General features: G+C 55.4%; 25 protein-coding genes and 1 riboswitch. Of the genes, 11 read left to right on the forward strand and 14 right to left on the reverse strand.

The window, feature by feature from the left end; genetic code table 11:
• Window positions 1–16: 16 nt before the first annotated feature.
• A complete protein-coding gene (gene rhlE, locus FDW97_RS10070; protein WP_069323207.1) occupies window positions 17–1,357 on the reverse strand; it encodes an ATP-dependent RNA helicase RhlE in 1,341 nt (446 codons plus the stop codon).
• Window positions 1,358–1,578: 221 nt separating this feature from the next.
• On the opposite strand from rhlE, the gene cecR reads away from it, so the two are divergent.
• The 5 genes from cecR to FDW97_RS10095 are packed head-to-tail and all read left to right on the forward strand — an operon-like array spanning window position 1,579 to window position 7,220.
• Window positions 1,579–2,256, forward strand: a complete 678-nt coding sequence (gene cecR / locus FDW97_RS10075) for a transcriptional regulator CecR (RefSeq protein ID WP_121528794.1) — start codon at window positions 1,579–1,581, stop codon at window positions 2,254–2,256.
• Window positions 2,253–3,248 carry a secretion protein HlyD gene (hlyD, locus tag FDW97_RS10080; RefSeq protein ID WP_069323206.1) on the forward strand — a complete coding sequence of 332 codons (996 nt, stop codon included), beginning with the start codon at window positions 2,253–2,255 and terminating at the stop codon, window positions 3,246–3,248. Before cecR ends, hlyD begins: the two co-directional genes overlap by 4 nt.
• On the forward strand, window positions 3,241–4,977 hold the full coding sequence (locus tag FDW97_RS10085) for an ATP-binding cassette domain-containing protein (RefSeq protein ID WP_137350994.1): 1,737 nt from the start codon (window positions 3,241–3,243) through the stop codon (window positions 4,975–4,977). Before hlyD ends, FDW97_RS10085 begins: the two co-directional genes overlap by 8 nt.
• Entirely contained in the window at window positions 4,970–6,103 is a 1,134-nt protein-coding gene (locus FDW97_RS10090; RefSeq protein ID WP_038639081.1) for an ABC transporter permease, read from the forward strand. Before FDW97_RS10085 ends, FDW97_RS10090 begins: the two co-directional genes overlap by 8 nt.
• A gap of 10 nt (window positions 6,104–6,113) precedes the next feature.
• Window positions 6,114–7,220, forward strand: coding sequence for an ABC transporter permease (locus FDW97_RS10095; RefSeq protein ID WP_003831543.1), 1,107 nt, complete (start codon window positions 6,114–6,116; stop codon window positions 7,218–7,220).
• On the opposite strand, the gene FDW97_RS10100 is transcribed toward FDW97_RS10095, so the two are convergent.
• Window positions 7,182–7,592 carry a YbhQ family protein gene (locus FDW97_RS10100; protein WP_006685384.1) on the reverse strand — a complete coding sequence of 137 codons (411 nt, stop codon included), beginning with the start codon at window positions 7,590–7,592 and terminating at the stop codon, window positions 7,182–7,184. The two genes, FDW97_RS10095 and FDW97_RS10100, sit on opposite strands and share 39 nt — an antisense overlap.
• Before the next feature lie 132 nt (window positions 7,593–7,724).
• On the opposite strand from FDW97_RS10100, the gene FDW97_RS10105 reads away from it, so the two are divergent.
• Genes FDW97_RS10105 through FDW97_RS10115 form a run of 3 tightly spaced genes read left to right on the forward strand, consistent with a single transcriptional unit; the run spans window position 7,725 to window position 10,686 of the window.
• Window positions 7,725–8,486, forward strand: coding sequence for an endonuclease/exonuclease/phosphatase family protein (locus tag FDW97_RS10105; RefSeq protein WP_087857602.1), 762 nt, complete (start codon window positions 7,725–7,727; stop codon window positions 8,484–8,486).
• Complete coding sequence (clsB, locus tag FDW97_RS10110; RefSeq protein WP_137350995.1) at window positions 8,483–9,724, forward strand: cardiolipin synthase ClsB; 1,242 nt, start codon at window positions 8,483–8,485, stop codon at window positions 9,722–9,724. The genes FDW97_RS10105 and clsB overlap by 4 nt, the downstream gene beginning before the upstream one ends.
• The gene (locus FDW97_RS10115; protein ID WP_038639070.1) at window positions 9,724–10,686 is read left to right on the forward strand and encodes a YbhN family protein; all 963 of its coding nucleotides are present in this window, start codon (window positions 9,724–9,726) and stop codon (window positions 10,684–10,686) included. The genes clsB and FDW97_RS10115 overlap by 1 nt, the downstream gene beginning before the upstream one ends.
• Window positions 10,687–10,737: 51 nt before the next feature.
• Here FDW97_RS10115 and FDW97_RS10120 read toward each other — a convergent pair whose 3' ends face one another.
• The 6 genes from FDW97_RS10120 to moaA all read right to left on the reverse strand — a co-directional run bounded on the left by FDW97_RS10120 (window position 10,738) and on the right by moaA (window position 14,184).
• On the reverse strand, window positions 10,738–11,442 hold the full coding sequence (locus FDW97_RS10120; protein ID WP_038639068.1) for a Bax inhibitor-1/YccA family protein: 705 nt from the start codon (window positions 11,440–11,442) through the stop codon (window positions 10,738–10,740).
• A 41-nt stretch (window positions 11,443–11,483) separates the two neighbouring features.
• Window positions 11,484–11,936, reverse strand: coding sequence for a molybdopterin synthase catalytic subunit MoaE (moaE, locus tag FDW97_RS10125; RefSeq protein ID WP_038639065.1), 453 nt, complete (start codon window positions 11,934–11,936; stop codon window positions 11,484–11,486).
• Window position 11,937: 1 nt separating this feature from the next.
• Entirely contained in the window at window positions 11,938–12,183 is a 246-nt protein-coding gene (gene moaD / locus FDW97_RS10130) for a molybdopterin synthase sulfur carrier subunit (RefSeq protein ID WP_038639062.1), read from the reverse strand.
• Window positions 12,176–12,661, reverse strand: coding sequence for a cyclic pyranopterin monophosphate synthase MoaC (moaC, locus tag FDW97_RS10135; protein ID WP_079224905.1), 486 nt, complete (start codon window positions 12,659–12,661; stop codon window positions 12,176–12,178). Before moaC ends, moaD begins: the two co-directional genes overlap by 8 nt.
• A 2-nt stretch (window positions 12,662–12,663) precedes the next feature.
• Window positions 12,664–13,176 (reverse strand): molybdenum cofactor biosynthesis protein B, encoded by a 513-nt coding sequence (gene moaB / locus FDW97_RS10140; protein WP_003035187.1) that lies wholly within the window; start codon window positions 13,174–13,176, stop codon window positions 12,664–12,666.
• Window positions 13,177–13,194: 18 nt separating this feature from the next.
• Window positions 13,195–14,184, reverse strand: coding sequence for a GTP 3',8-cyclase MoaA (gene moaA, locus FDW97_RS10145; RefSeq protein ID WP_137350996.1), 990 nt, complete (start codon window positions 14,182–14,184; stop codon window positions 13,195–13,197).
• Window positions 14,172–14,317, reverse strand: a riboswitch (molybdenum cofactor riboswitch). It overlaps the preceding gene by 13 nt.
• 289 nt (window positions 14,318–14,606) lie before the next feature.
• Between moaA and yvcK the strand changes: the two genes are divergently transcribed.
• Complete coding sequence (gene yvcK / locus FDW97_RS10150; protein WP_038639050.1) at window positions 14,607–15,515, forward strand: uridine diphosphate-N-acetylglucosamine-binding protein YvcK; 909 nt, start codon at window positions 14,607–14,609, stop codon at window positions 15,513–15,515.
• A gap of 92 nt (window positions 15,516–15,607) precedes the next feature.
• On the opposite strand, the gene uvrB is transcribed toward yvcK, so the two are convergent.
• From uvrB to bioB, 5 genes are all read right to left on the reverse strand, one after another.
• Window positions 15,608–17,629, reverse strand: coding sequence for an excinuclease ABC subunit UvrB (uvrB, locus tag FDW97_RS10155; RefSeq protein WP_038639047.1), 2,022 nt, complete (start codon window positions 17,627–17,629; stop codon window positions 15,608–15,610).
• Window positions 17,630–18,246: 617 nt separating this feature from the next.
• A complete protein-coding gene (bioD, locus tag FDW97_RS10165) occupies window positions 18,247–18,945 on the reverse strand; it encodes a dethiobiotin synthase (protein ID WP_137350997.1) in 699 nt (232 codons plus the stop codon).
• Window positions 18,938–19,693, reverse strand: a complete 756-nt coding sequence (gene bioC / locus FDW97_RS10170; RefSeq protein WP_137350998.1) for a malonyl-ACP O-methyltransferase BioC — start codon at window positions 19,691–19,693, stop codon at window positions 18,938–18,940. The genes bioD and bioC overlap by 8 nt, the downstream gene beginning before the upstream one ends.
• Complete coding sequence (bioF, locus tag FDW97_RS10175; RefSeq protein ID WP_038639037.1) at window positions 19,677–20,834, reverse strand: 8-amino-7-oxononanoate synthase; 1,158 nt, start codon at window positions 20,832–20,834, stop codon at window positions 19,677–19,679. The genes bioC and bioF overlap by 17 nt, the downstream gene beginning before the upstream one ends.
• Entirely contained in the window at window positions 20,831–21,871 is a 1,041-nt protein-coding gene (gene bioB, locus FDW97_RS10180; protein WP_038639034.1) for a biotin synthase BioB, read from the reverse strand. The genes bioF and bioB overlap by 4 nt, the downstream gene beginning before the upstream one ends.
• A 76-nt stretch (window positions 21,872–21,947) precedes the next feature.
• Between bioB and bioA the strand changes: the two genes are divergently transcribed.
• The gene (bioA, locus tag FDW97_RS10185) at window positions 21,948–23,237 is read left to right on the forward strand and encodes an adenosylmethionine--8-amino-7-oxononanoate transaminase (RefSeq protein WP_137350999.1); all 1,290 of its coding nucleotides are present in this window, start codon (window positions 21,948–21,950) and stop codon (window positions 23,235–23,237) included.
• A gap of 57 nt (window positions 23,238–23,294) precedes the next feature.
• Window positions 23,295–23,771 (forward strand): kinase inhibitor, encoded by a 477-nt coding sequence (locus tag FDW97_RS10190; protein WP_038639028.1) that lies wholly within the window; start codon window positions 23,295–23,297, stop codon window positions 23,769–23,771.
• Between the two features lie 95 nt (window positions 23,772–23,866).
• Here FDW97_RS10190 and hutH read toward each other — a convergent pair whose 3' ends face one another.
• Window positions 23,867–25,387, reverse strand: a complete 1,521-nt coding sequence (hutH, locus tag FDW97_RS10195; RefSeq protein WP_121528786.1) for a histidine ammonia-lyase — start codon at window positions 25,385–25,387, stop codon at window positions 23,867–23,869.

The following is a 25,387-nucleotide window of genomic DNA, read 5'->3' on the forward strand; positions in this document are numbered from 1 at the left end:
CCATACAGCAGGTGAATTACTGCGCTGAAGACGGTCTGCGCGGACGGCGCGGTGGACGAGGTTTATCGCCTGCCGGTTTGCCTTCGCCGCTACGCGGTTTCGCTTTTGGCGCACCGCCATCCTGACGACGCGGCTGCTGGCCACGTCCTGCTCCGCCCTGGCCGCGACCGCCGCCACGCTGCTGGCGACCGTTCTGAATCGGCTCAGCTTTGATAGACGGGTCTGGCTCGTAGCCTGGCGTTGCAATACGCGGGATCTCTTTTTTCAGCAGCTTCTCGATATCACGCAACAGTTTGTGTTCATCGACGCACACCAGAGACAACGCTTCGCCGGTGGCGGCCGCGCGGCCGGTACGACCAATACGGTGCACGTAATCTTCCGGGACGTTTGGCAACTCGTAGTTCACCACGTGCGGCAGCTCTTCAATATCCAGCCCGCGCGCGGCAATATCGGTCGCCACCAGCACGCGAATATCACCGGATTTAAAATCGGCCAGCGCACGCGTACGCGCCCCCTGAGATTTGTTACCGTGGATCGCCGCGCTGCGAATGCCGTCTTTATTCAGTTGTTCCGCCAGATGGTTCGCACCGTGTTTGGTACGGGTAAACACCAGCACCTGCTGCCAGTTGCCCTGACCAATCATCTGCGAAAGTAGTTCGCGTTTGCGTTTTTTATCCACGAAATGCACATGCTGAGTCACCTGCTCGGACGCGGTATTACGACGCGCCACTTCAATTTCCAGCGGATTGTGCAGCAGCTTTTCGGCCAGCGATTTAATATCGTCAGAGAACGTTGCCGAGAACAGCAGGTTCTGGCGTTTTGCCGGCAGTTTCGCCAGAACGCGACGAATGTCATGAATAAAGCCCATATCCAGCATGCGGTCAGCTTCATCCAGCACCAGGATCTCTACCTGATCCAGTTTCACCGCATTCTGGTGTTCCAGATCGAGCAAACGACCCGGGGTGGCAATCAGCACATCTACGCCGCCACGCAGCTTCATCATCTGTGGGTTAATGCTGACACCGCCGAAAACCACCAGCGAGCGAATATTGAGATACTTACTGTAATCACGTACGTTTTCGCCAATCTGGGCCGCCAGCTCGCGAGTCGGCGTGAGGATCAGCGCACGAACCGGACGACGGCTTTTACCATGCGGCTGATGAGTCACAAGATGCTGCAACAACGGCAGGGTAAAGCCTGCTGTTTTCCCCGTACCGGTCTGGGCGCTGGCCATCAGATCGCGGCCTTCCAGCACGGCGGGGATCGCCTGCTGCTGAATAGGGGTAGGTTCACGGTAACCCTGCTCCGCAACGGCACGTAAAATCTCAGGGTTCAAACCAAGGGAATCAAAAGACATAACAACTCCGAACCGCCCTGACCGTTACCGGTGTCGTTTTCAGGGAGATACACACAATAGAGATGACAAAAACCACAATGTCATGAAGGGGCGGAGTGTAGCAGTTTTTGTGATGTACCGCATAAATTATCCCTTCAACAGCAATTAACCTCGCGGACTGGACAAGGTTGCACATCAGTCATAATCTTAATCAATCGATTGATTAAGATCAGAGTCGTGCAATGAATACACCCACCATGACAACCAAAGGCGAACAAGCGAAAAACCAGCTCATTGCCGCCGCGCTGGCGCAGTTTGGCGAGTATGGTCTGCACGCCACAACGCGCGATATCGCCGCGCAGGCCGGACAAAACATTGCGGCCATCACCTACTATTTTGGCTCAAAAGAGGATTTATACCTCGCCTGCGCCCAGTGGATTGCCGATTTTATTGGTTCACAGTTTCGCCCGCATGCGGAAGAAGCCGAGCGTCTGTTTACTCAGCCGGAGCCCGATCGTGGCGCGATGCGCGAACTTATCCTGCGCGCCTGTAAAAATATGATCATGCTGTTAACCCAGGACGACACCGTTAACCTGAGCAAATTTATCTCACGCGAACAGCTTTCACCCACCGCGGCTTATCAACTGGTGCACGACCAGGTTATCAATCCGCTGCATACCCACCTGACGCGCCTGATTGCTGCCTATACTGGTCGCGATGCCAACGACACCCAAATGATTCTGCACACCCACGCCATACTCGGCGAGGTGCTGGCCTTTCGTCTGGGGAAAGAAACTATTCTGTTGCGTACGGGCTGGTCACAATTTGATGAGGATAAAACCGCGCTGATTGAGCACACCGTTACCTGTCACATCGATCTTATTCTGCAAGGTTTAACGCAAAGGAGTCTGGAGTCATGAAAAAACCTGTCGTTCTCGGGCTGGTTATCGCGGCCCTCGTTGCCGTGATTGCTGGTGGAACGTGGTGGTATCAAAGTCGGCAAGATAACGGTCTGACGCTCTACGGCAACGTCGATATCCGTAGCGTCAATCTGAGTTTTCGCGTCGGCGGCAGGCTGGCCTCGCTGGCGGTTGACGAAGGCGACGCCATTACCGCCGGTCAGGTGCTGGGCGAACTGGACCACGCGCCGTATGAAAACGCGCTAATGCAGGCAAAAGCGAATGTTGCCGCCGCCCAGGCACAGTACGATCTGATGCTGGCCGGTTATCGTGAAGAAGAGATTGCGCAAACCGCAGCGGCGGTCAAACAGGCGCAGGCCGCCTATGATTATGCGCAGAATTTCTACAATCGACAGGTAGGACTGTGGAAAAGCCGCACCATCTCCGCTAACGATCTGGAAAACGCCCGTTCATCACGTGACCAGGCGCTGGCCTCACTGAAATCCGCGCAGGATAAACTCGCCCAGTATCGCAGCGGTAATCGTGTGCAGGATATTGAGCAGGCGAAAGCCACGCTCGAACAAGCACAAGCTGAGCTGGCGCAGGCTGAACTGAATTTGCATGACACCACGTTAACCTCTCCGTCTGACGGCACGATTCTCACCCGGGCGGTTGAACCGGGTAGCATGCTGAACGAAGGAGGCACGGTACTGACGCTATCACTCACGCGTCCGGTCTGGATTCGCGCCTACGTTGACGAACGAAATCTGAGCCAGGCGCAGCCAGGACGCGAAATCCTGCTCTACACCGATGGCCGCCCGGACAAGCCTTATCACGGTAAAATTGGCTTCGTGTCGCCTACCGCCGAGTTTACCCCGAAAACGGTCGAGACCCCTGACCTGCGCACCGACCTGGTTTATCGTCTGCGCATTGTGGTGACCGACGCAGACGATGCGCTGCGCCAGGGGATGCCGGTAACAATAAAGTTTGGCGATGAGGCACGGCATGACTGACGCCGTCATTACGCTGAATGGGTTGACGAAAAACTTTGCCGGAATGGAAAAACCGGCCGTCGCCCCGCTCGACTGTACCGTTCATGCCGGCTACGTGACCGGGCTTGTCGGGCCGGACGGCGCGGGCAAAACCACGCTGATGCGCATACTGGCGGGTTTGTTAAAACCCGACGCCGGAAGTGCTGCGGTAATTGGCTTTGATCCCATCAAAGACGACAGCGCGCTGCATGCAGTGCTGGGGTATATGCCGCAGAAATTTGGCCTGTACGAAGATTTGACGGTCATGGAGAACCTCAATCTCTATGCCGATTTGCGCAGCGTCACCGGCGACGTGCGAGAAAAAACCTTTGCCCGGTTACTGGAATTTACCTCGCTGGGTCCGTTTACCGGACGACTGGCAGGCAAGCTTTCCGGAGGCATGAAACAGAAGCTCGGGCTTGCCTGTACGCTGGTGGGCGAGCCCAAAGTGTTGCTGCTGGATGAGCCCGGCGTGGGCGTCGACCCGATATCCCGCCGCGAGTTGTGGCAAATGGTCCATGAACTGGCGGGCGACGGGATGCTGATCCTCTGGAGTACCTCCTATCTGGATGAAGCCGAACAGTGTCGTGATGTGCTGCTGATGAACGAAGGCGAATTGCTGTATCAGGGCGATCCGACCCAGCTTACGCAGACAATGGCCGGACGCAGTTTTTTAATGAGCAGCCCGCAGGAAAATAACCGCCGACTGTTGCAACGCGTGTTAAAACTGCCGCAGGTCAGCGACGGGATGATTCAGGGGAAATCCGTCCGTTTGATCCTGAAAAAAGAGGCCACGGCCCAGCAGATTCAAGACGCGAACGGTATGCCGGAGATAACCATCAACGAAACCGCTCCCCGTTTCGAGGATGCTTTTATCGATTTACTCGGCGGGGCCGGAACATCAGAGTCACCGCTGGGCGCCATCCTGCATACCGTGGAAGGCACGCCTGGCGAAACCGTGATCGAAGCCAAAGCGTTGACCAAAAAGTTTGGCGATTTTGCCGCTACCGACCATGTAGACTTTGCCGTACAGCGCGGCGAGATTTTTGGCCTGTTAGGCCCCAACGGCGCCGGGAAATCCACCACCTTTAAAATGATGTGCGGTCTGCTGGTTCCTACCTCCGGCAAAGCGCTGGTGCTGGATATGGATCTCAAGGTTAGCTCCGGCAAAGCGCGTCAGCATCTGGGCTATATGGCGCAGAAATTCTCCCTGTACGGCAACCTGACGGTTGAACAGAATCTGCGTTTTTTCTCCGGCGTCTACGGCCTGCGCGGTCGGACGCAGAAAGAGAAGATCGATCGCATGAGTGAGGCATTTGGCCTGAAAAGCATCGCCTCCCACGCTACCGACGAGCTACCGCTGGGCTTTAAACAACGTCTGGCGCTGGCCTGCTCGCTGATGCATGAGCCAGATATCCTGTTTCTCGATGAACCCACTTCCGGGGTTGATCCCCTTACTCGTCGAGAATTCTGGTTGCATATCAACAGCATGGTGGAAAAAGGCGTCACGGTAATGGTGACGACCCACTTTATGGATGAGGCGGAATATTGCGATCGCATCGGACTGGTGTATCGCGGCAAACTGATCGCCAGCGGCACGCCGGACGACCTGAAAGCAAAGGCTGCCGATAACGACACGCCGGACCCCACCATGGAGCAGGCGTTTATTACGCTCATCAATGACTGGGATAAGGAGCATACGCATGAGTAACTCCGCGCTCTCATGGCGACGCGTACGCGCGCTGTGCGTAAAAGAGACGCGCCAGATCGTCCGCGATCCCAGCAGTTGGCTGATTGCGGTGGTGATCCCGTTGTTGCTGCTGTTTATCTTCGGCTACGGGATCAACCTCGACTCCAGCAAGCTGCGAGTGGGAATTTTGCTCGAACAGCAGAGCGAAGAGGCGCTGGATTTCACCCACACCATGACCGGTTCGCCGTATATTGACGCCACCATCAGCGATAACCGTCAGGAATTGATTGAGAAAATGCAGGCCGGGCGCATTCGCGGGCTGGTGGTGATCCCGGTAGATTTTGCCCAACAAATGGCGCGACCTGGCGACACAGCCCCTATTCAGGTGATCACTGACGGCAGCGAACCGAATACCGCCAACTTTGTGCAGGGTTATGTCGAAGGCATCTGGCAGATTTGGCAGCAACAGCGGGCTGAGGATCGCGGGGAATCATTTAAGCCGTTAATCGATGTGCAGACCCGCTACTGGTTTAACCCGGCGGCTATCAGCCAGCACTTTATAATTCCCGGGGCGGTAACCATCATCATGACGGTGATTGGCGCGATCCTCACCTCGTTAGTGGTGGCGCGTGAATGGGAGCGCGGCACCATGGAAGCGCTGTTGTCTACCGAAGTTACCCGCGTCGAGCTGCTGCTGTGCAAACTGATCCCCTATTACTTTTTAGGCATGCTGGCGATGCTGCTGTGTATGCTGGTGTCGGTGTTTATTCTTGGCGTGCCCTATCGCGGCTCGTTGTTAATCCTGTTTTTTATCACCAGCCTGTTCCTGCTCAGTACGCTCGGCATGGGCCTGCTTATCTCCACCATCACCCGTAATCAATTTAACGCCGCGCAGGTTGCGCTGAACGCCGCTTTCCTGCCCTCGATTATGTTGTCGGGGTTTATCTTCCAGATAGACAGCATGCCGGCGATTATCCGCGCGGTGACTTACATTATTCCGGCGCGCTATTTCGTCAGCACCCTGCAAAGCCTTTTTTTGGCGGGCAACATTCCGGTGGTGCTGATTATCAACGTGCTGTTTTTAATCGCTTCGGCGGTAATGTTTATTGGCCTGACGTGGCTTAAAACCAAACGTCGGCTGGATTAAGGGGACGGGCATGTTTCATCGCTTATGGACATTAATTCGTAAAGAGCTGCAATCGCTATTACGCGAGCCGCAGACGCGAGCCATTCTGATTTTACCGGTGCTGATTCAGGTCATTCTGTTCCCGTTCGCCGCGACGCTGGAAGTGACCAACGCCACTATCGCTATCTATAACGAAGACAATGGCAAACACTCGGTGGAGCTTACCCAGCGCTTCGCCCGCGCCAGCGCCTTTACGCATGTTCTGTTACTGAAAAGCCCACAGGAGATCCAGCCCACCATCGACACGCAAAAAGCGCTGCTGCTGGTGCGCTTCCCGGCCAATTTTTCGCGGAATCTGGATACCTTCCAGCAAGCGCCCATGCAAATTATCCTCGATGGACGTAACTCGAACAGCGCGCAAATTGCCGCCAATTACCTGCAGCAGATCGTGAAGGAGTACCAGCAGGAGCTGATGGACGGCAAGCCAAAACCGAACAACAGCGAACTGGTGGTGCGTAACTGGTATAACCCGAATCTGGACTACAAATGGTTCGTGGTTCCGTCGCTGATCGCCATGATCACCACCATCGGCGTGATGATCGTCACCTCGCTGTCGGTGGCCCGCGAGCGCGAACAGGGCACGCTCGATCAACTGCTGGTCTCCCCGCTCACCACCTGGCAGATTTTCATCGGCAAGGCAGTGCCCGCGCTGATTGTGGCCACTTTTCAGGCCACCATTGTGCTGGCGATCGGCATCTGGGCTTATCACATTCCGTTTGCCGGTTCACTGGGGCTGTTCTATTTCACGATGGTGATTTATGGGCTGTCGCTGGTCGGTTTTGGTCTGCTGATTTCATCGCTGTGCGCCACCCAGCAGCAGGCGTTTATCGGCGTATTTGTCTTCATGATGCCGGCGATATTGCTCTCAGGCTACGTCTCGCCTGTCGAAAACATGCCGGTATGGTTGCAGAATCTGACGTGGATAAACCCTATCCGCCATTTTACGGACATCACGAAACAGATTTACCTGAAGGATGCGAGTCTGAAGATTGTCTGGGGAAGTTTGTGGCCGCTGTTGGTGATCGCGGCCACAACCGGCTCAGCGGCGTATGCGATGTTTCGACGCAAGGTGATGTAGCTTTTTGTCTTTCGCCAGCAGCGACACCACGGCGGGTCCGGCAAGGATCACCAGCCCCGCCAGAGCCAGCAAGACGTTGTTTTGCAGCACGCGCGACAGCAGCCACAGTACAATCATCGCGGCACCGAAATACCACGTCGTAGTGAGTTCTTCCAGCACATCCGCCACGTCGCGCCAGCGCTGTTCATGGTGACGTTGTAAGGCCAGCATTAATAAAACCGTTACGCCGTAAACGACGCATAATCCCAGGCCGACGTGCACCAGCGTGCCGCTCATCCAGCCCATTACCAGCAACGCCACTACCAGTAAATGCAACACAATCTGCCAGCAACTTAGACCCGTTGCGACACGAACACGTTGTTGCCACCTCATGGCTTTTCTCCTGAAGGATTTTCGACTAATTGTTCAGAGTACCGGACTTTACGGAAAATTCCGCAACACCGCATCTTTTTGTGACGACGACTACACTATTTTAATCAGGAAAGTGATGCCAACGGGAGAATCATGGCCAGACAAACAGAACGGTTTTCATTCAATGTGCTCACCATTAATACTCATAAAGGATTTACCGCCTTCAATCGGCGTTTTATTTTGCCTGAGCTGCGAGAGGCCGTCAGAACGGTCGGTGCGGATATTGTGTGCCTGCAAGAGGTCATGGGCGCGCACGAGGTGCATCCTCTGCATGTGGAAAACTGGCCGGACACCACGCACTACGAATTTCTGGCGGATACCATGTGGAGCGACTTCGCTTATGGACGTAACGCCGTGTATCCGCAGGGGCATCACGGTAACGCTGTGCTGTCGCGCTATCCTATTGAACATTATGAAAATCGCGATGTGTCGGTCGGCGCGAGTGAAAAACGCGGGGTCCTGTACTGCCGCATCGTGCCGCCGATGCTCTCCCACCCGGTTCACGTGATGTGTGTCCATCTCGGTTTGCGTGAAGCCCACCGTCAGGCCCAACTCGCTATGCTGGCAGATTGGGTGAATGCCTTACCTGAGGGTGAGCCCGTCGTGGTCGCCGGTGATTTCAACGATTGGCGACAAAAAGCTAATCATCCGTTGAAAGCCAATGCCGATCTTGACGAGATCTTTACCCGCGCCCACGGTCGCCCGGCGCGGACGTTTCCGGTGCAGTTTCCCCTGCTGCGGCTCGACAGGATCTATGTGAAAAACGCGAATGCCAGTACCCCAACGACGCTGGCGCTGCGTCACTGGCGACATTTGTCCGATCATGCCCCTCTGAGTGCGGAGATTCATTTATGAAATTTGGCTGGCGTGAAGGCAATCAAATTCAACTGCTGGAAAACGGCGATCAGTACTACCCCGCCGTGTTTGGCGCCATTGAACAGGCGCAGCAAAAAATTATCCTCGAGACCTTCATCTGGTTTGAAGATGCGGTCGGAAAACAGCTGCATGCCGCGCTGCTGAGTGCAGCACGTCGCGGTGTTAAAGCAGAAGTGCTGCTGGATGGCTATGGCTCGCCGGACCTCAGCGACAGTTTCGTTAATGAGCTAACCGCAGCCGGCATTGTTTTCCGCTATTACGATCCGCGCCCGCGTCTGTTCGGCATGCGCACCAATCTCTTTCGCCGTATGCATCGCAAAATTGTGGTCATTGATGACCGCGTTGCTTTCGTCGGCGGTATCAATTATTCCGCTGAACATATGTCTGATTACGGCCCTGAGGCCAAGCAGGATTACGCCGTACGCGTTGAAGGCCCCATCGTGGCCGACATCCTGACATTCGTACTGGAAAACCTGCCGGGCCAGAGCGCCGTACGCCGCTGGTGGCGACGTCATCATCGCGCAGTCGAAAATCATCGGCCTGGCGAAGCGCAGGTGCTGTTTGTCTGGCGCGACAACGAAGAGCATCGCGATGATATTGAACGTCATTATTTGAAAATGCTTACCCAGGCCAGGCGGGAAGTGATCATTGCCAATGCCTACTTCTTTCCCGGTTATCGCTTTCTGCATGCCCTGCGTAAAGCGGCCCGACGCGGCGTTCGGGTAAAACTCATCGTGCAGGGTGAACCGGATATGCCGATTGTGAAAGTGGGCGCCCGCCTCTTATATAACTATCTGGTTAAAGGCGGCGTCCATGTCTATGAATATCGCCGTAAACCTCTGCATGGCAAGGTAGCACTGATGGACGATCATTGGGCGACGGTAGGCTCCAGCAATCTTGACCCGCTCAGCCTGTCGCTGAATCTGGAAGCGAATCTCATTATTCATGACCGTGCGTTTAACCAGACTCTGCGCGATAACCTGAACCCGATTATTGCGCAGGACTGCAAGCGGGTTGATGAATCCATGCTGCCCAAACGCACCTGGTGGAATCTGACCAAAAGCGTGCTGGCGTTCCACTTTTTACGCCATTTCCCGGCGCTGGTCGGCTGGCTTCCCGCACATACACCACATCTGACCGAGGTAGAACCGCCCGCACAGCCTGCCATGGAAACGCAGGATCGCATTCAAACTGAGGATGTCGGAGGAAAATCCTGATGGCCAAAGCACATCCGCGCTGGCGGTTAGCGAAAAAAATACTCACGTGGCTATTTTTCATTGCCGTCATCGTGTTGCTGGTCATTTATGCCAGCAAGGTCAATTGGGAAGAGGTCTGGACGGTAATCCGGGATTACAATCGGACTGCCCTGCTCAGCGCCGTGGGGTTGGTAATCGTCAGTTATTTACTCTACGGCTGCTATGACCTGCTCGGCCGACATTACTGTGGGCACAAGCTGGCAAAACGCCAGGTCATGCTGGTGTCGTTTATCTGTTACGCCTTCAACCTGACATTGAGCACCTGGGTGGGCGGTATTGGGATGCGTTATCGGCTCTACTCGCGCCTCGGGTTGCCGGGGAGCACTATTACGCGGATTTTTTCACTGAGTATTACCACCAACTGGCTGGGCTATATTCTGCTGGGCGGCTTTATTTTTACCTTTGGCGTGGTCGAGCTGCCCGCGCATTGGTATATCGATGAAGGTACGCTGCGCATTTTAGGCATTGCGCTACTGCTGATTATTGTCGTTTATCTGTGGTTTTGCGCCTTCGCTAAACATCGCCACATCACCATCAGGGGCCAAAAGCTGGTGCTGCCTTCCTGGAAATTTGCCATCGCGCAAATGGTGATATCCAGTACCAACTGGATGGTGATGGGAGCCATTATCTGGCTGTTGCTGGGTCAGGATATCAACTATTTCTTCGTGCTGGGCGTGCTACTGGTGAGCAGTATTGCCGGGGTTATCGTACATATTCCGGCGGGGATCGGTGTGCTGGAGGCGGTTTTTATGGCGTTGCTGGCGGGAGAAGATACTTCTCAAGGCAAGATTATCGCCGCCCTGCTTGCGTATCGCGTCCTCTATTATTTTATTCCGCTGCTGCTGGCGCTTATTTGCTACCTGTTGCTGGAAAGTCGGGCGAAAAAGCTGCGGGCGAAAAACGAGAAGGCAATGGCGAAATGATGGTGTATATAGTGCCGGATGCGGCGTAATGCCTTATCCGGCAACAGAGAATTAACGACGATTGCCGAAGATACGCAGCAGCATCAGGAACAGGTTGATAAAGTCCAGATACAGCGTTAGTGCGCCAAGAATCGCGTATTTGCGCAGATTAGAACTGTCACGCAGATCGATCTGCTCACCGATGTTTTTCAGCTTCTGCGTGTCATAGGCGGTCAGACCGACAAACACAATCACCCCAATGTAGGTTACCGCCCACATCAACGCTTCGCTCTTCAGCCAGAAGTTAACCAGTGAAGCCAGCACAATACCGATTAGCGCCATAAACAGCATATTGCCGAAACCGCTGAGATCGCGCTTAGTGGTATAACCGTACAGGCTCATGATGCCAAACATCCCGCCGGTGACCACAAAGGTACTGGCGATAGACGAGTAGGTATAGACGATGAAGATGCTCGACAGCGTTAACCCGGTTAACGCCGAATAGAGCATAAACAGCGTGGTTGCCACACCGGCGCTCAGCTTTTGCACCATGCCGGATAAAACGAACACCAGCGCCAGTTGGGCGATAATCAGGCCAAAGAAGGTGATTTTACTGGAGAAGACAAACATCATCACCGCGGGCGTATTTGCCGCATACCAGGCGATAAACGCCGTCAGCAACAACCCGCAGGTCATCCAGCCATAAACCTGCGCCATATACGTTTGCAGGCCGGAACGCGCCTGCACAATAGAATCGGATCGTGGGAATCGGTCCATGACAATCTCCTGAATCAGTATGAGCCTACAACAATTGTACTCTACCAGCGTTTTGCTGCTAGCTTATCGCTGTCACGGGCATCCACCCAACGTTCACCTTCCGGCGTAGCCTCGCGCTTCCAGAACGGTGCGCGGGTTTTCAGATAATCCATAATGAACTGCCCGGCATCAAACGCGCTACTGCGATGCGCGCTGGTCACGCCAACAAAAACGATTTCATCGCCGGGCCACAGCGCGCCAATGCGATGAATCACCGTCACCCGTCCGAGCGGCCAGCGCGTACGCGCCTCGTCGACAATCTCCGCCAGCGCTTTTTCGGTCATGCCGGGATAGTGTTCCAGCGTTAATGCCTGCACACTGTCGCCGAGGTTGTGGTTACGCACTTTACCGGTGAAGGTCACTACGGCGCCGTCTTCATCACGCTCGGCAAGCCAGGGATACTCTTCCCCAACGCTGAACGGCGCATGCCCAACAACAATTCGCGTCTCAGCCATCTTAACCTCCGGTTACCGGTGGGAAGAAAGCCACTTCATCACCTGCATTAAGGGGATGGTCAAAACTGACCAGCGTCTGGTTCACCGCCGCCAGCAGCTTGCCGTCCTCCAGCGCCAGCGCCCAACGATCGCCTTGCGCCGCCAGATGCTGGCGCAGCGCTTCGACCGTTGGAAATTCAGCGGTGACCTCTAAAGCATCCGTGTTGACCAGTTCACGGACCTGGGCAAAGAAAAGAACCTTAATCATGCGCATCCACCTTAAAATCTCCCGACTTGCCGCCGCTTTTTGCCAGCAGGCGCACCGGACCAATCACCATGTCCTTTTGCACCGCTTTGCACATGTCGTAGATGGTCAACGCCGCCACGGAGGCCGCCGTTAACGCTTCCATTTCCACACCGGTTTTCCCGCTCAGGCGACACAGCGTCTCAATGCGTACACGATGGTGTTCCGGTTCGGCATGCAGGTTGACTTCGACTTTGCTCAGCATCAGTGGGTGACACAGCGGGATAAGATCCCAGGTTCGTTTGGCCGCCTGAATACCGGCAATGCGCGCCGTGGCGAAAACGTCGCCTTTATGGTGGCTACCATCGATAATCATCGCCAGCGTTTCGCTGCGCATCGTCACGAAGGCTTCAGCACGCGCCTCGCGTACCGTTTCTGCTTTGCCAGAGACATCCACCATGTGGGCTTCGCCAGCGGCGTTAATATGAGTCAGTTGCGACATACTTATTTCTTCAAATGTGGGTGGAAATTACACGGACGCGTACGGGCATCAAGCTGCGGCGCAATGATATTTTCCCAGGCGGTACGGCACGCTTTGGTCGACCCCGGCATGGCGAAAATCAGCGTTTTATTCGCAACCCCGGCAATTGCCCGGGATTGCAGCGTCGCGGTGCCGATCTCTTCAAACGAGAGCATACGGAATACTTCGCCAAAACCTTCAACTTCTCTGTCGAACAGTGGTTGCAACGCTTCCGGCGCCTGGTCACCTTCGGTCAGTCCGGTGCCGCCGGTAATAAGCACAACCTGCACATCGTCACTGGCAATCCAGGCGGAAACCTGGGCGCGGATGGCATAACGGTTCTCTTTGACAATCGCCTTGTCAACAATCTGATGGCCCGCTTCCTGCGCCGAGTCACGCAGGTAGTGACCGGAGGTGTCGTCCTCTTCGCCGCGACGGTTGGAAACAGTAAGAATAGCAATGCGTGTCGGGATAAATTCAGCGCTTACCTGACTCATGAAAACTCCTTTTAGCGATCAGCCGCCAATGTAAGATAAGTTTTGCGTAATACCGGTATTGTTCTGATGCAGGAAATGGGTCTGCTTTTTCTCCAGCAGCGCGGTTGAAATGCGTTCTTCCAGCGCGGATTGCTGAGCGTCATCTTCCAGCAAGTCACGCAGGCTTACGCCGCCTTCACCAAATAAACACAGATGAAGCTTGCCGACAGAGGAAACGCGCAGACGATTACAGGTGGCGCAAAAGTCTTTCTCATAAGGCATGATCAGACCAATTTCGCCAGCATAATCAGGATGGCAGAAAACCTGAGCCGGACCGTCGCTGCGCAGGCGTTGCTGGTGGATCCAGCCGCGACGCAGAAGCTCATCGCGCAGTACTTGCCCTGAGATATGATGCTTACGGAAAAGTGCACTGCCCTCCCCCGTTTCCATCAGTTCAATAAAACGCAGTTGAATAGGACGAGGTTGGATCCACGCCAGGAAGGTGTCCAGTTGATGATGGTTTACATCGCGCATCAACACAGTGTTGACTTTGACTTTTTCAAAACCGGCTGCAAAGGCGGCGTCAATGCCCGCCATCACCTGCTGAAATTTGTCCTGCCCGGTAATGGCGTGAAACTGACGGGCATCGAGACTGTCGACGCTGACGTTGAGTGCCGTCAACCCGGCATCGCGCCAGGCGGCGGCATCGCGCGCCAGACGATAACCATTGGTCGTTACCGCAATCTGACGGATAGCGTCGTTTTCACGCACAGCGGCAATAATGTCGGTAAAATCGCGACGTAATGAGGGTTCGCCCCCTGTCAGGCGCACTTTTTCCGTCCCCAGACTGGCGAACGCACGGGTGACGCGGCGAATTTCATCAACGGTCAAAAAGCCGTTATTGGTGACTCCGCCGGGCTTATAGCCATCCGGCAGGCAGTAGGTGCAACGAAAGTTACACACATCGGTAATCGACAAACGTAAGTAGTAAAACTTACGCGCGAAAGCATCGGTAAGTTGAGAGCCCATGTACACCTTTCCAAATACGGGAGACGCAGTCATTTCTTCCTGCGCCCTGGTGACAATCTCGTTCGAGCATTGCCACGGCCAAAGCACCGTATCATTTGACCCAGGTGCAGAGGCTAGAGTGTTTATACTCATCATACTTTGAGTACGTAGTGGTTATGCCGATACTAGCGTGTAAATGGCGATAATGCCAAGCACACTTACGCTGTATAAATACGTATATAGCGACATGATCGTGCAATTTCGCTACAGAATAAGCAAAAACCACAGTTTTGCATTGATATACATCATCTTGCTGTCAGGTGCATGTCGTCAGAAAGGAGTAGATCGCCGAAAATTAATTTCGGCAAATGCCAACTGGATAATTGCTGAAAACACGCTATTTACGGTACTGTAGCGCCGATCAATTGATATCAGGAAACTCTATGCGCACTCGCACGCTGGCAGATTTAGATCGCGTTGTCGCTCTCGGCGGAGGGCATGGATTAGGACGCGTTCTCTCCTCACTTTCCCCTTTAGGCTCACGACTGACGGGTATCGTCACCACCACCGATAATGGCGGCTCCACGGGGCGTATTCGTCGTTCTGAAGGCGGCATCGCCTGGGGTGACATGCGTAACTGCCTGAACCAGTTAATTACCCAACCCAGCGTTGCATCCGCTATGTTTGAATACCGTTTTGGCGGTAATGGCGAGCTTTCCGGACATAACCTCGGAAATTTAATGTTAAAGGCGCTCGATCACCTCAGCGTGCGGCCTCTCGAAGCTATTAATTTAATTCGCAACCTGCTGAAGGTGGATGCGCATTTAATTCCGATGTCTGAGCTGCCGGTGGATCTGATGGCAATTGATGATCAGGGGCATGAAGTCTATGGCGAAGTGAATATCGATCAGCTCACTATCCCACCTCAGGAACTGATGCTGTCGCCAAAAGTCCCTACCACGCGAGAAGCGGTTGAGGCAATCGCCGAAGCGGATTTGATTCTGATAGGACCAGGCAGTTTTTATACCAGCCTGATGCCGATCCTGCTGCTCGACGAACTGGCGCAGGCATTACGGCGTACACCCGCCAGGATGGTCTACATTGGCAACCTGGGTCGCGAATTAAGCCTGCCAGCAGCCAGCCTGACGCTTAACGATAAGCTGGCAATCATCGAACAGTACGTTGGCAAGAAAGTGATTGACGCGGTGGTTGTCGGCCCGAAAGTAGATGTTTCCGCCGTTACCGACCGCATTGTGATTCAGGAAGTGCTGGAAGCCAGCGATATTCCGTACCGTCATGACCGTCAGCTGCTGCACAGCGCGCTGGAGAAAGCGGTACAGGCATTAGGCTGAGTGGATTTGCCTGATGCGCAGCGCTTGTCAGGCCGACAAACGCAAGCACCCCGTGGGCCGGATAAGGGGGTTACCCCGCATCCGGCACAGGATTACGATGCCGCAATAAATAACTCGCGCAGCTGATGCAACTGGTCGCGGATCGTCGCAGCCTCTTCAAATTCGAGATTCTGCGCATGCTGCATCATCTGCCCTTCCAACTCGTGAATCTTTTGCTGCAGGGCTTTTGGCGTCATATCCAGTTCCACAACGTCAGACTTCGCACCCGCACGTGACTTCCCTTTGCCCTTCGCCTTGGTCTTCGCAATATTCTGACCCAGCGCCAGAATATCGACCACTTTCTTGTTCAGCCCCTGCGGCGTAATACCGTGCTCTTCGTTATAGCGCTGCTGCTTCTCGCGACGACGTTCAGTTTCACCAATCGCCCTGGCCATCGAGGCGGTAATTTTATCGCCGTAGAGTATAGCCTTGCCGTTGATGTTACGCGCCGCGCGACCGATGGTCTGGATAAGTGAGCGTTCAGAGCGCAGGAACCCTTCTTTGTCTGCGTCCAGAATCGCCACCAGCGAGACCTCAGGCATGTCCAGCCCCTCACGTAACAGGTTGATACCCACCAGCACGTCAAACTCGCCCAGGCGCAGGTCACGAATGATTTCCATACGTTCCACGGTATCGATGTCTGAGTGCAGATAGCGCACCCGCTCGCCGTGCTCTTCGAGGTATTCGGTGAGGTCTTCCGCCATGCGTTTGGTAAGCGTGGTGACCAGCACACGTTCGTTAATCGCCGCACGCGTGCGGATCTCCGACAGCAGATCGTCAACCTGCGTCGCCACCGGACGCACTTCTATCACCGGATCCAGCAGGCCGGTCGGTCGTACTACCTGATCAACCACGTCATCACCGGATTTCTCCAGCTCATAGTTCCCCGGCGTCGCCGAGACGTAGATGGTCTGCGGAGCCAGTGCCTCGAACTCTTCAAATTTAAGCGGACGGTTATCCAGCGCCGAGGGCAAACGGAATCCGTATTCGACCAGGGTCTCTTTACGCGCCCGGTCGCCACGGTACATACCGCCAATTTGCGGGATAGTGACGTGAGATTCATCCACTACCAGCAGACCATCAGCCGGCAGGTAATCAAACAACGTCGGCGGCGGCTCGCCTGGACCGCGTCCGGACAGATAGCGGGAATAGTTTTCAATCCCCGAGCAATAACCCAGCTCGTTCATCATTTCCAGATCGAACTGTGTACGCTGGCTTAAGCGCTGCTCTTCCAGCAACTTGTTATTCGCCAGCAGATTTTTACGGCGGTCTGCCAGCTCGACTTTAATTTCTTCCATCGCCTGCACGATACGTTCGCGCGGCGTGACGTAGTGCGTTTTCGGGTAGATGGTATAGCGGGAAATGGTCGATTCAACCTGCCCGGTAAGCGGGTCAAACAGCGACAAACGCTCGACTTCCTCATCAAACAGTTCCACGCGCAGCGCAATGTCGTCGGATTCAGCCGGGAAAATGTCGATAACTTCACCGCGCACGCGGAAGGTACCGCGCTGGAATGCCTGATCGTTACGGGTATATTGCAGCTCCGCCAGACGACGCAGGATCGCGCGCTGGTCAATGATCATCCCCACCGTCAGATGCAGCATCATTTTCAGATACAGGTCCGGGTCGCCCAAACCATAAATGGCGGAAACCGACGCCACCACAACGACATCCCGACGTTCCAGTAGCGCTTTGGTCGCCGACAGACGCATCTGCTCAATGTGTTCGTTGACCGAGGCATCCTTCTCGATGAAGGTATCAGAACTCGGTACGTAAGCTTCCGGCTGATAATAGTCGTAGTAGGAGACAAAATATTCCACCGCGTTTTCCGGAAAGAACTCTTTCATCTCGCCATATAGCTGCGCGGCAAGCGTCTTGTTAGGCGCCAGCACCATGGTAGGACGCTGTAGGTCCGCAATCACATTCGCGATGGTGAATGTTTTCCCCGATCCCGTCACCCCCAGCAGCGTCTGATGCGCCAGACCGTCCTCCAGACCTTCTTCCAGGCGACGTATCGCCTCAGGCTGATCGCCAGAGGGTTTAAAAGCGGAATTTAGTTTGAACGGTTTACTCATGAGCAGCTACCTGAAGCAATGGGCGGGCAGGTGTGTAATTTTACTCGCAGTCGTATATTTTGCCAGTAAAATATACTGGATGAAAAAACAGTAACGCGCCAGAATATTTCTGTTACACCCGCAAAATAGCCGTGACTGCAGGCCAAAATTTGCCCCCAGACAAGATAAAACACCAGCAAAAATGTGTTATCCCCAAACCAATGCCTTTTTTAACATTTGTCAAGCCAGCCGATGAAAGTTTTATGGCAACACATGACACTTCTGCGACAGCCATTGCTTTTATCTAACTATCTGTAATTTAAAGATTATTTTCTCAAGCCGTCTTTCGCATCAATTTAGTCGCAGGCCGCGTCTTCTCTCGCTTACATTGTGTTTTCTAACCCTAATACACAAGGTTATCCACAGGAATAGTGGATAACTGCTTCCAGCCCGTGTGGACTGTAGCCTGGCAAAAACACCCTGACTCTCTTTTCCGCTGGGCTAAAAAAAAATTATCGCTATTTTTTGATATTTATCAGCTAACGAGGCGGCCAGGGAGAGCCGAGATCTTGCTCGCATTTTCACCATTTTCTTGTCCGCGTACTGCAATAGCGACCAGCGTTATTTCCCCTCTCGATTCAACCAGCTGATGCCGTCAAAGACAAAATGCTGAGATCGAGATAACGTCCGGTCGATGCCTGCTCAGGATCTTCTGCCAGCCAGGGAATTTCCCCCAGCAAAGGTGCCGGGATCACGCGCTTTAGCGTCGCCATGTATTCAGCATGACGTTTGCCGGGCGGCGTCACATCATTGGCGACCCATCCGGCAAGCGTCAGTCCGGCCTGCTGCACCGCCTGGGCGGTCAGAATGGCGTGATTGATGCAGCCGAGCTTAACGCCAACCACCAGAATCACCGGCAACTGTTCTGTTTTGACCCAGTCGGAAAAACTCAGCGTTGGCGAAAGCGGCGTAAACCATCCACCAGCCCCCTCCACCAGTACCCAGTCAGCCTGCGCTTCAAGCGTGCGTAACCCTGCAGACATTACGGAAGCCAGAATGGGACGACCTTCGTCGGCGCTGATGATATGCGGCGAGGTAGGTTCAGCGAAGCAGTAGGGATTAATCGCCGCATAGTCCGCCGCCACAACGCTATTGCGCTGTAATGCCAACGCATCGCTGTTTCGCAGGCCATCAGCCGTCATTTCGCTGCCCGATGCCACGGGCTTATAGCCAACGGCGCGCAACCCCATTTGTCCCGCCGCCTGGAGCAGCGCGCAACTGGCGACAGTTTTACCGACTTCGGTATCTGTCCCGGTGACAAAATACGTTTTAGCCACGTTGAATTACTCCTAAAAAAAGATGGTAGGTCAGCGGATATTTCCCCTGCTGACAGGGCCAGGCTAACTGTAGCTGGCGCAGCTGAGCGCGCGTCAGCACACGTTGCTCGCGCCCATCATGCAAATGCGTCGCGCCAATGCCTTTTAGCGAACGCATGGCGCTCAGCGCATCATCAAACCACAGCGTGACGGCATGAGACTGGTATTCAACATCCCAGCCATACAGGGCGTTTTCCAGTTGCGCCACGGGCAAAAAACGGTTGGCGTGCTCCCGATCGTCAACCGCCTGCCAGGCCTGACGAAGTTCCGGCATCGACCCCTGCGCCAGAGTACTAAACGCCACCGTCCCGCCAGGACGCACCACCCGGTAAAGCTCGCTTAACGCGCCGCGCAGGTCGCTACACCACTGTACGGCCAGATTACTCCAGGCCAGGTCAAAGCTCGCGCTTGCCTGCGGGATGGCCTCGATATCTGCCAGCAGATAATGGTGGGCGACATCGTGACGCTGCGCTTCAGCCAGCATTTGCGACGACAGATCCAGCGCGCAGACCTCACTCCCCTGCTCACGCCAGTAACGACTCATACGTCCAGGCCCACAGCCCGCATCCAATACCTGCGAGAACGTGCTGCCATCCAGTAACGCCAGTAACGCATCGGCACTTTGACGCTGTAGCTCTGCGTGTTGCTCATAGTGGGTGGCCGCGCGGCCAAACGCGGCGGCAATCGCCCGTTTATTGACCTGCGCCATGCAACACCTCCAGTAGACGATCGATATCCTGCACCTCATGCGCCTGGGTCAGCGTCAGCCGTAATCTGGCCGTACCGGCGGGCACCGTCGGCGGGCGAATTGCCGTCACCCAACATCCCTGTTGCCGTAGTGTGTCCGCCAGTTGCAAAGCTTTATGGTTATCGCCAACAATCAGCGGCTGAATAGCACTGGTTGAATTCGCCAGCGTTAAACCCGGCGTATTCACCCCAGCGCGAAAACGCTGGATCAGCATCGCTAACTTTTCCCGGCGTTCATCACCTTCACGGCTGCGGATCACCGCCAGCGCGGCGCGCAGAGCCTGAGCCTGCGCCGGAGGCATACTGGTGCTGTAGATCAGATGACGGGCAAACTGCAACAGATAGTCGGCCACGCTGTCAGAACACAGGATTGCCGCGCCGCTGACGCCAAATCCTTTGCCAAACGTCACCACTAACAGTTCGGGTTTGACCTGCTGTCGCCAGCAGGAACCGCGTCCTTCTGCACCGGTTACGCCAACGCCGTGCGCATCATCCACCAGTAGCCACGCACCGTGTCGTTCCGCCACCGCGTGGATTTCAGCGAGCGGCGCGCTGTCGCCATCCATGCTGAATACGCCTTCAGTGACCACGAGCTGCTGCCCCGGACAGGGGGCAGTCAGCAGACGCTCCAGATGATGCGGATCGTTATGGGTAAAGCGACGTAGAACAGCCGGGCTAAGGCTGGCGGCCTCCAACAGCGAGGCATGGCTAAGCCTGTCGGCGACAATACGATCGTCTTTTTCCATCAATGCGGCTATCACCGCCTGATTAGCGGCAAAACCGGAGATAAATAACAGCGCCCGCGAATAGCCCAGCCACTGCGCCAGCTCTTCTTCCAGCGCCTGGTGAGCCACGGAATACCCGCTGACATGACCCGAGCCGCCGCTGCCGACGCCAAAACGTTCAGCTCCCTGCTGCCAGGCGCAGATAATCTGCGGATGGTGGCTCAGGCCAAGGTAGTCGTTGCTGGAGAAATTCAGATACTGGCGACCGTCGGCCTGCAGCCAGCGACCGGCGCCCTGGGTCACCGCATAGCGCTGCCGCCACGCATCAGCGCAACGACGCGCCGTGAGCGCATCGCCAATTTTTTGCTGCCAGGTCATACGGTTGCCGCGTTGTAGTAATCATCGGTATCCGGGGTACGCAGCGCCTGCTCGAGACGTTGTTGCTGTTCGTTATCCCCCGCCAGCACCGCCGTTTGCTGCGGGTTGAGACCCAGCTTGCGGAACAACAGCAAATCTTTATCTTCGTTCGGGTTCGGCGTGGTCAGCAGTTTGCAGCCGTAGAAAATCGAGTTAGCGCCGGCCATAAAGCACATCGCCTGGGTTTGCTCGTTCATCTGCTCGCGCCCGGCGGAAAGACGCACGTAAGAGGTTGGCATCATGATACGCGCCACGGCGATGGTACGGATGAAATCAAACGCGTCGACGTCGTCGTTATCGGCAAGCGGCGTGCCCTTCACCTTCACCAGCATGTTGATCGGCACGCTTTCCGGCGGTGTCGGCAGATTGGCTAATTGCAGCAGCAGACCGGCGCGATCGGTGACCGTTTCGCCTAATCCGACAATACCGCCTGAGCAGACTTTAATCCCGGCTTCACGCACTTTATCCAGCGTATCCAGACGTTCCTGATAAGACCGGGTAGTGATGATATTGCCGTAAAACTCCGGCGAGGTGTCGAGGTTATGGTTGTAGTAATCCAGTCCCGCGTTGGCCAGGCGCTGAGCCTGGGTTTCGTTGAGCGTTCCCAGCGTCATGCAGGCTTCCAGCCCCAACGCTTTCACGCCCTGAACCATCTGTTCCAGGTAAGGCATATCGCGCTCGTGCGGGTTCTTCCACGCCGCCCCCATGCAAAACCGCGTTGAACCGGCCTGCTTCGCCTTACGCGCCGAGTCCAGTACCTGTTCCACTTCCATCAAGCGTTCAGTTTCCAGACCCGTTTTATAGCGAGAACTTTGCGGGCAGTATTTGCAGTCTTCCGGGCAGGCGCCAGTCTTAATCGACAACAGCGTACTGACCTGTACCTGCCGCGGATCGAAGTGCTGACGATGAATCTGTTGCGCTTCAAACAGAAGATCAAGCAGTGGTTTTTCAAATAATTCGGTGACTTGCGACATTGTCCAGCGAGAAGAATGAGCCATATTGGTATACGTTTCGTTGTCAGTTTGGTGTAGACTCGTAAACCTAAATCTTTTTAATTTGGTTTACAAGTCGATTATGACAACGGATGATCTTGCGTTTGACCAACGCCATATCTGGCACCCTTACACTTCCATGACTTCCCCATTGCCGGTATATCCGGTGGCGCGGGCCGAAGGTTGCGAACTGATTTTAGCCAGCGGTGAGCGGCTCATTGACGGTATGTCATCCTGGTGGGCGGCGATCCACGGTTACAATCATCCGCAGTTGAACACCGCAATGAAAACGCAGATTGACGCCATGTCGCACGTGATGTTTGGCGGCATTACCCACGCCCCGGCCATCGCGCTGTGTCGCCAACTGGTGGACATGACGCCAGAAGCGCTGGAGTGCGTTTTTCTCGCGGATTCAGGTTCGGTCGCAGTGGAAGTGGCGATGAAAATGGCGCTGCAATACTGGCAGGCCAAAGGGGAATCTCGTCAGCGTTTCCTGACATTTCGTAACGGTTATCACGGCGATACCTTCGGCGCGATGTCGGTCTGCGATCCCGACAACTCAATGCACAGTCTGTGGAAAGGGTATCTGCCGGAAAACCTGTTTGCGCCTGCGCCGCAAAGCCGCATGGGCGGCGAGTGGGACGAACTGGACATGGTGCCTTTTGCCCGCCTGATGGCCGCGCATCGTCACGAGATTGCGGCGGTGATCCTCGAGCCAATTGTGCAGGGCGCTGGCGGTATGCGCATGTACCATCCTGAGTGGTTAAAGCGTATCCGTAAGATGTGCGACCGGGAAGGCATCCTGCTGATTGCCGATGAGATCGCCACCGGATTTGGCCGCACCGGCAGGCTGTTTGCCTGTGAACACGCCGATATTACGCCGGATATTTTGTGCCTCGGCAAAGCGTTAACCGGCGGAACGATGACCCTTTCCGCAACCCTGACCACCCGTCTGGTCGCAGAAACCATCAGCAACGGCGAAGCGGGCTGCTTCATGCACGGTCCGACCTTTATGGGCAATCCGCTGGCTTGTGCCGTCGCCTCCGCCAGCCTGTCGCTTCTCAACACCGGCGAGTGGCGCTCGCAGGTCGCGGCCATTGAAGCGCAGTTGCGTACAGAACTCGCCCCGGCAGCAGACTCCAGCCGGGTCGCCGACGTGCGCGTGCTCGGCGCCATCGGCGTGATAGAAACCCCCCAGCCGGTAAATATGGCGGCACTACAGAAGTTCTTTGTCGAACAGGGCGTGTGGGTACGACCGTTTGGTAAGCTGATCTATCTGATGCCGCCGTACATTATCCAGCCCGAGCAGTTGCGCCGCCTTACGCAAGCCGTCAATGAGGCTGTGCGCCATGCAACATTTTTTAGCGATTAAACAGCGGTAAGCTATACGGTTTCTGGCTACACTTTTTGGCTAACGAGAGGAGTCAGTATGAAACTAATCAGTAACGATCTGCGCGATGGGGAGAAGCTTGGGCATCGTCACGTCTTTAACGGCATGGGATATGACGGGGATAATATTTCCCCGCATCTGGCATGGGACGATGTGCCCGCCGGGACTAAGAGCTTTGTCGTGACCTGTTACGATCCTGATGCGCCCACCGGCTCCGGCTGGTGGCACTGGGTAGTTGTAAATCTGCCCGCCGATACCCGCGTTCTCACGCAAGGCTTCGGTTCCGGTCTGGTTGCACTGCCGGACGGGGTGATTCAGACCCGTACGGATTTTGGTAAAGCCGGTTATGGTGGCGCAGCGCCGCCGAAGGGGGAAACTCATCGCTATATCTTTACGGTTCACGCGCTGGATGTAGAGCGTATTGATGTCGATGAGGACGCCAGCGGCGCGATGGTTGGATTTAATGTTCACTTCCACTCGCTCGCCAGCGCCTCGATTACGGCGATGTTTAGTTAATCTCTGTTGGGCCGGATGTCGGCTTCGCCTCATCCGGCCTACAAAGCAGATCGTAGGCCTGATAAGACGCGTCAGCGTCGCCATCAGGCAATTTTCTACAGAAATTCGGGCAGCAATTTCAACAACGTTCCTTGCGCTAACAGTTCGGTCGCGGACTCAATATCCGGGGCGAAAAAGCGATCCTGCGTATAGTGGGCAACCTGCTCGCGTAGCGCCTGGCGCGCCTGCTCCAGCAATGGACTTGAGGTTAACCCTTCACGTAGATCGATTCCCTGACACGCCGCCAGCCACTCGACGGCAATCACGCCGCGCGTATTCGCCGCCATCTCCCACAGCCTGCGACCCGCCGCCGGCGCCATAGACACATGATCCTCCTGGTTGGCGGACGTCGGTAAGCTGTCTACGCTGTGCGGATGCGCCAGCGCTTTGTTCTCGCTCGCCAGCGCGGCAGCCGTGACTTGCGCAATCATAAAGCCGGAGTTAACTCCGCCATTTTTCACCAGGAAAGGCGGCAGTTGCGACATGTGTTTATCCATCATTAACGCAATGCGTCGCTCCGATAAGGCCCCGATTTCCGCAATCGCCAGCGCCAGGTTATCCGCCGCCATCGCCACGGGTTCAGCATGGAAGTTGCCGCCGGAAATCACATCGCCTTCTTCGGCAAACACCAGCGGGTTGTCGGAAACCGCGTTGGCTTCCACCAGCAGAACATCCATCACCTGGCGCATTTGCGTCAGACATGCCCCCATCACCTGCGGCTGACAGCGCAGAGAATACGGATCCTGTACTTTTTCACAGTTATGATGCGACTGCGAAAGCGCGCTGGAATCCGTCAACACATGGCGGTACAGCGCCGCGGCGTCAATCTGTCCGCGTTGTCCTCGCGCGGCATGAATCCGCGCGTCAAACGGACGACGGGAGCCCAAAACGGCTTCGGTGGTCAGCGCCCCGCACACCGTCGCCGACGCAAACAGTTCCTGAGCTTCAATTAGCCCACGCAGCGCAAAAGCCGTCGAAGCCTGAGTCCCGTTAAGCAACGCCAGCCCTTCTTTCGCCTCCAGCGTTATCGGCTCCAGCCCGGCCTTTTTCAGCGCTTCGGTCGCCGGGAGCCATTCCCCCTGCCAGCGCGCCTTCCCTTCACCCAGCAGTGTCAGAGACATATGCGCCAACGGCGCCAGGTCACCCGATGCCCCCACTGAGCCTTTCGCCGGGATCAGCGGATACACCCCGGCATTCACCAGCGCAATCAGCGCTTCAATCACGCTCAGGCGAATACCGGAAAAACCGCGCGCCAGGCTGTTGATTTTCAGCACCATAATCAGACGCACCATCGCGTCGTCCAGCGCCTCGCCGACGCCAGCCGCATGAGAAAGCACCAACGAGCGCTGTAAATTCTGCAAATCTTCTGTGGCGATACGGGTCTGCGCCAGCAGGCCAAAACCGGTATTAATGCCGTATGCCGTACGGCCTTCAGCGACAATGTTATTGACGCAGGCGACGCTTGCATTAATGGCGTCAATTGCGCTGGCATCAAGGCTTAGTTGGACCGGCTGCTGCCAGATGTCACGAAGTTGTGCAAAAGTCAGTTGGCCCGGCGTTAATGTCATGGTATTCAT

The organism is Citrobacter sp. wls708 (assembly GCF_005281255.1).
Classification (GTDB): domain Bacteria; phylum Pseudomonadota; class Gammaproteobacteria; order Enterobacterales; family Enterobacteriaceae; genus Citrobacter; species Citrobacter werkmanii.

Bases quoted from the DNA above. Each gene is read 5' to 3' on its own strand.
- rhlE (WP_069323207.1), bottom strand. From the start codon at position 1,357: ATGTCTTTTGATTCCCTTGGTTTGAACCCTGAGATTTTACGTGCCGTT.
- cecR (WP_121528794.1), top strand. From the start codon at position 1,579: ATGAATACACCCACCATGACAACCAAAGGCGAACAAGCGAAAAACCAG.
- hlyD (WP_069323206.1), top strand. From the start codon at position 2,253: ATGAAAAAACCTGTCGTTCTCGGGCTGGTTATCGCGGCCCTCGTTGCC.
- FDW97_RS10085 (WP_137350994.1), top strand. From the start codon at position 3,241: ATGACTGACGCCGTCATTACGCTGAATGGGTTGACGAAAAACTTTGCC.
- FDW97_RS10090 (WP_038639081.1), top strand. From the start codon at position 4,970: ATGAGTAACTCCGCGCTCTCATGGCGACGCGTACGCGCGCTGTGCGTA.
- FDW97_RS10095 (WP_003831543.1), top strand. From the start codon at position 6,114: ATGTTTCATCGCTTATGGACATTAATTCGTAAAGAGCTGCAATCGCTA.
- FDW97_RS10100 (WP_006685384.1), bottom strand. From the start codon at position 7,592: ATGAGGTGGCAACAACGTGTTCGTGTCGCAACGGGTCTAAGTTGCTGG.
- FDW97_RS10105 (WP_087857602.1), top strand. From the start codon at position 7,725: ATGGCCAGACAAACAGAACGGTTTTCATTCAATGTGCTCACCATTAAT.
- clsB (WP_137350995.1), top strand. From the start codon at position 8,483: ATGAAATTTGGCTGGCGTGAAGGCAATCAAATTCAACTGCTGGAAAAC.
- FDW97_RS10115 (WP_038639070.1), top strand. From the start codon at position 9,724: ATGGCCAAAGCACATCCGCGCTGGCGGTTAGCGAAAAAAATACTCACG.
- FDW97_RS10120 (WP_038639068.1), bottom strand. From the start codon at position 11,442: ATGGACCGATTCCCACGATCCGATTCTATTGTGCAGGCGCGTTCCGGC.
- moaE (WP_038639065.1), bottom strand. From the start codon at position 11,936: ATGGCTGAGACGCGAATTGTTGTTGGGCATGCGCCGTTCAGCGTTGGG.
- moaD (WP_038639062.1), bottom strand. From the start codon at position 12,183: ATGATTAAGGTTCTTTTCTTTGCCCAGGTCCGTGAACTGGTCAACACG.
- moaC (WP_079224905.1), bottom strand. From the start codon at position 12,661: ATGTCGCAACTGACTCATATTAACGCCGCTGGCGAAGCCCACATGGTG.
- moaB (WP_003035187.1), bottom strand. From the start codon at position 13,176: ATGAGTCAGGTAAGCGCTGAATTTATCCCGACACGCATTGCTATTCTT.
- moaA (WP_137350996.1), bottom strand. From the start codon at position 14,184: ATGGGCTCTCAACTTACCGATGCTTTCGCGCGTAAGTTTTACTACTTA.
- yvcK (WP_038639050.1), top strand. From the start codon at position 14,607: ATGCGCACTCGCACGCTGGCAGATTTAGATCGCGTTGTCGCTCTCGGC.
- uvrB (WP_038639047.1), bottom strand. From the start codon at position 17,629: ATGAGTAAACCGTTCAAACTAAATTCCGCTTTTAAACCCTCTGGCGAT.
- bioC (WP_137350998.1), bottom strand. From the start codon at position 19,693: ATGGCGCAGGTCAATAAACGGGCGATTGCCGCCGCGTTTGGCCGCGCG.
- bioF (WP_038639037.1), bottom strand. From the start codon at position 20,834: ATGACCTGGCAGCAAAAAATTGGCGATGCGCTCACGGCGCGTCGTTGC.
- bioB (WP_038639034.1), bottom strand. From the start codon at position 21,871: ATGGCTCATTCTTCTCGCTGGACAATGTCGCAAGTCACCGAATTATTT.
- bioA (WP_137350999.1), top strand. From the start codon at position 21,948: ATGACAACGGATGATCTTGCGTTTGACCAACGCCATATCTGGCACCCT.
- FDW97_RS10190 (WP_038639028.1), top strand. From the start codon at position 23,295: ATGAAACTAATCAGTAACGATCTGCGCGATGGGGAGAAGCTTGGGCAT.
- hutH (WP_121528786.1), bottom strand. From the start codon at position 25,387: ATGAATACCATGACATTAACGCCGGGCCAACTGACTTTTGCACAACTT.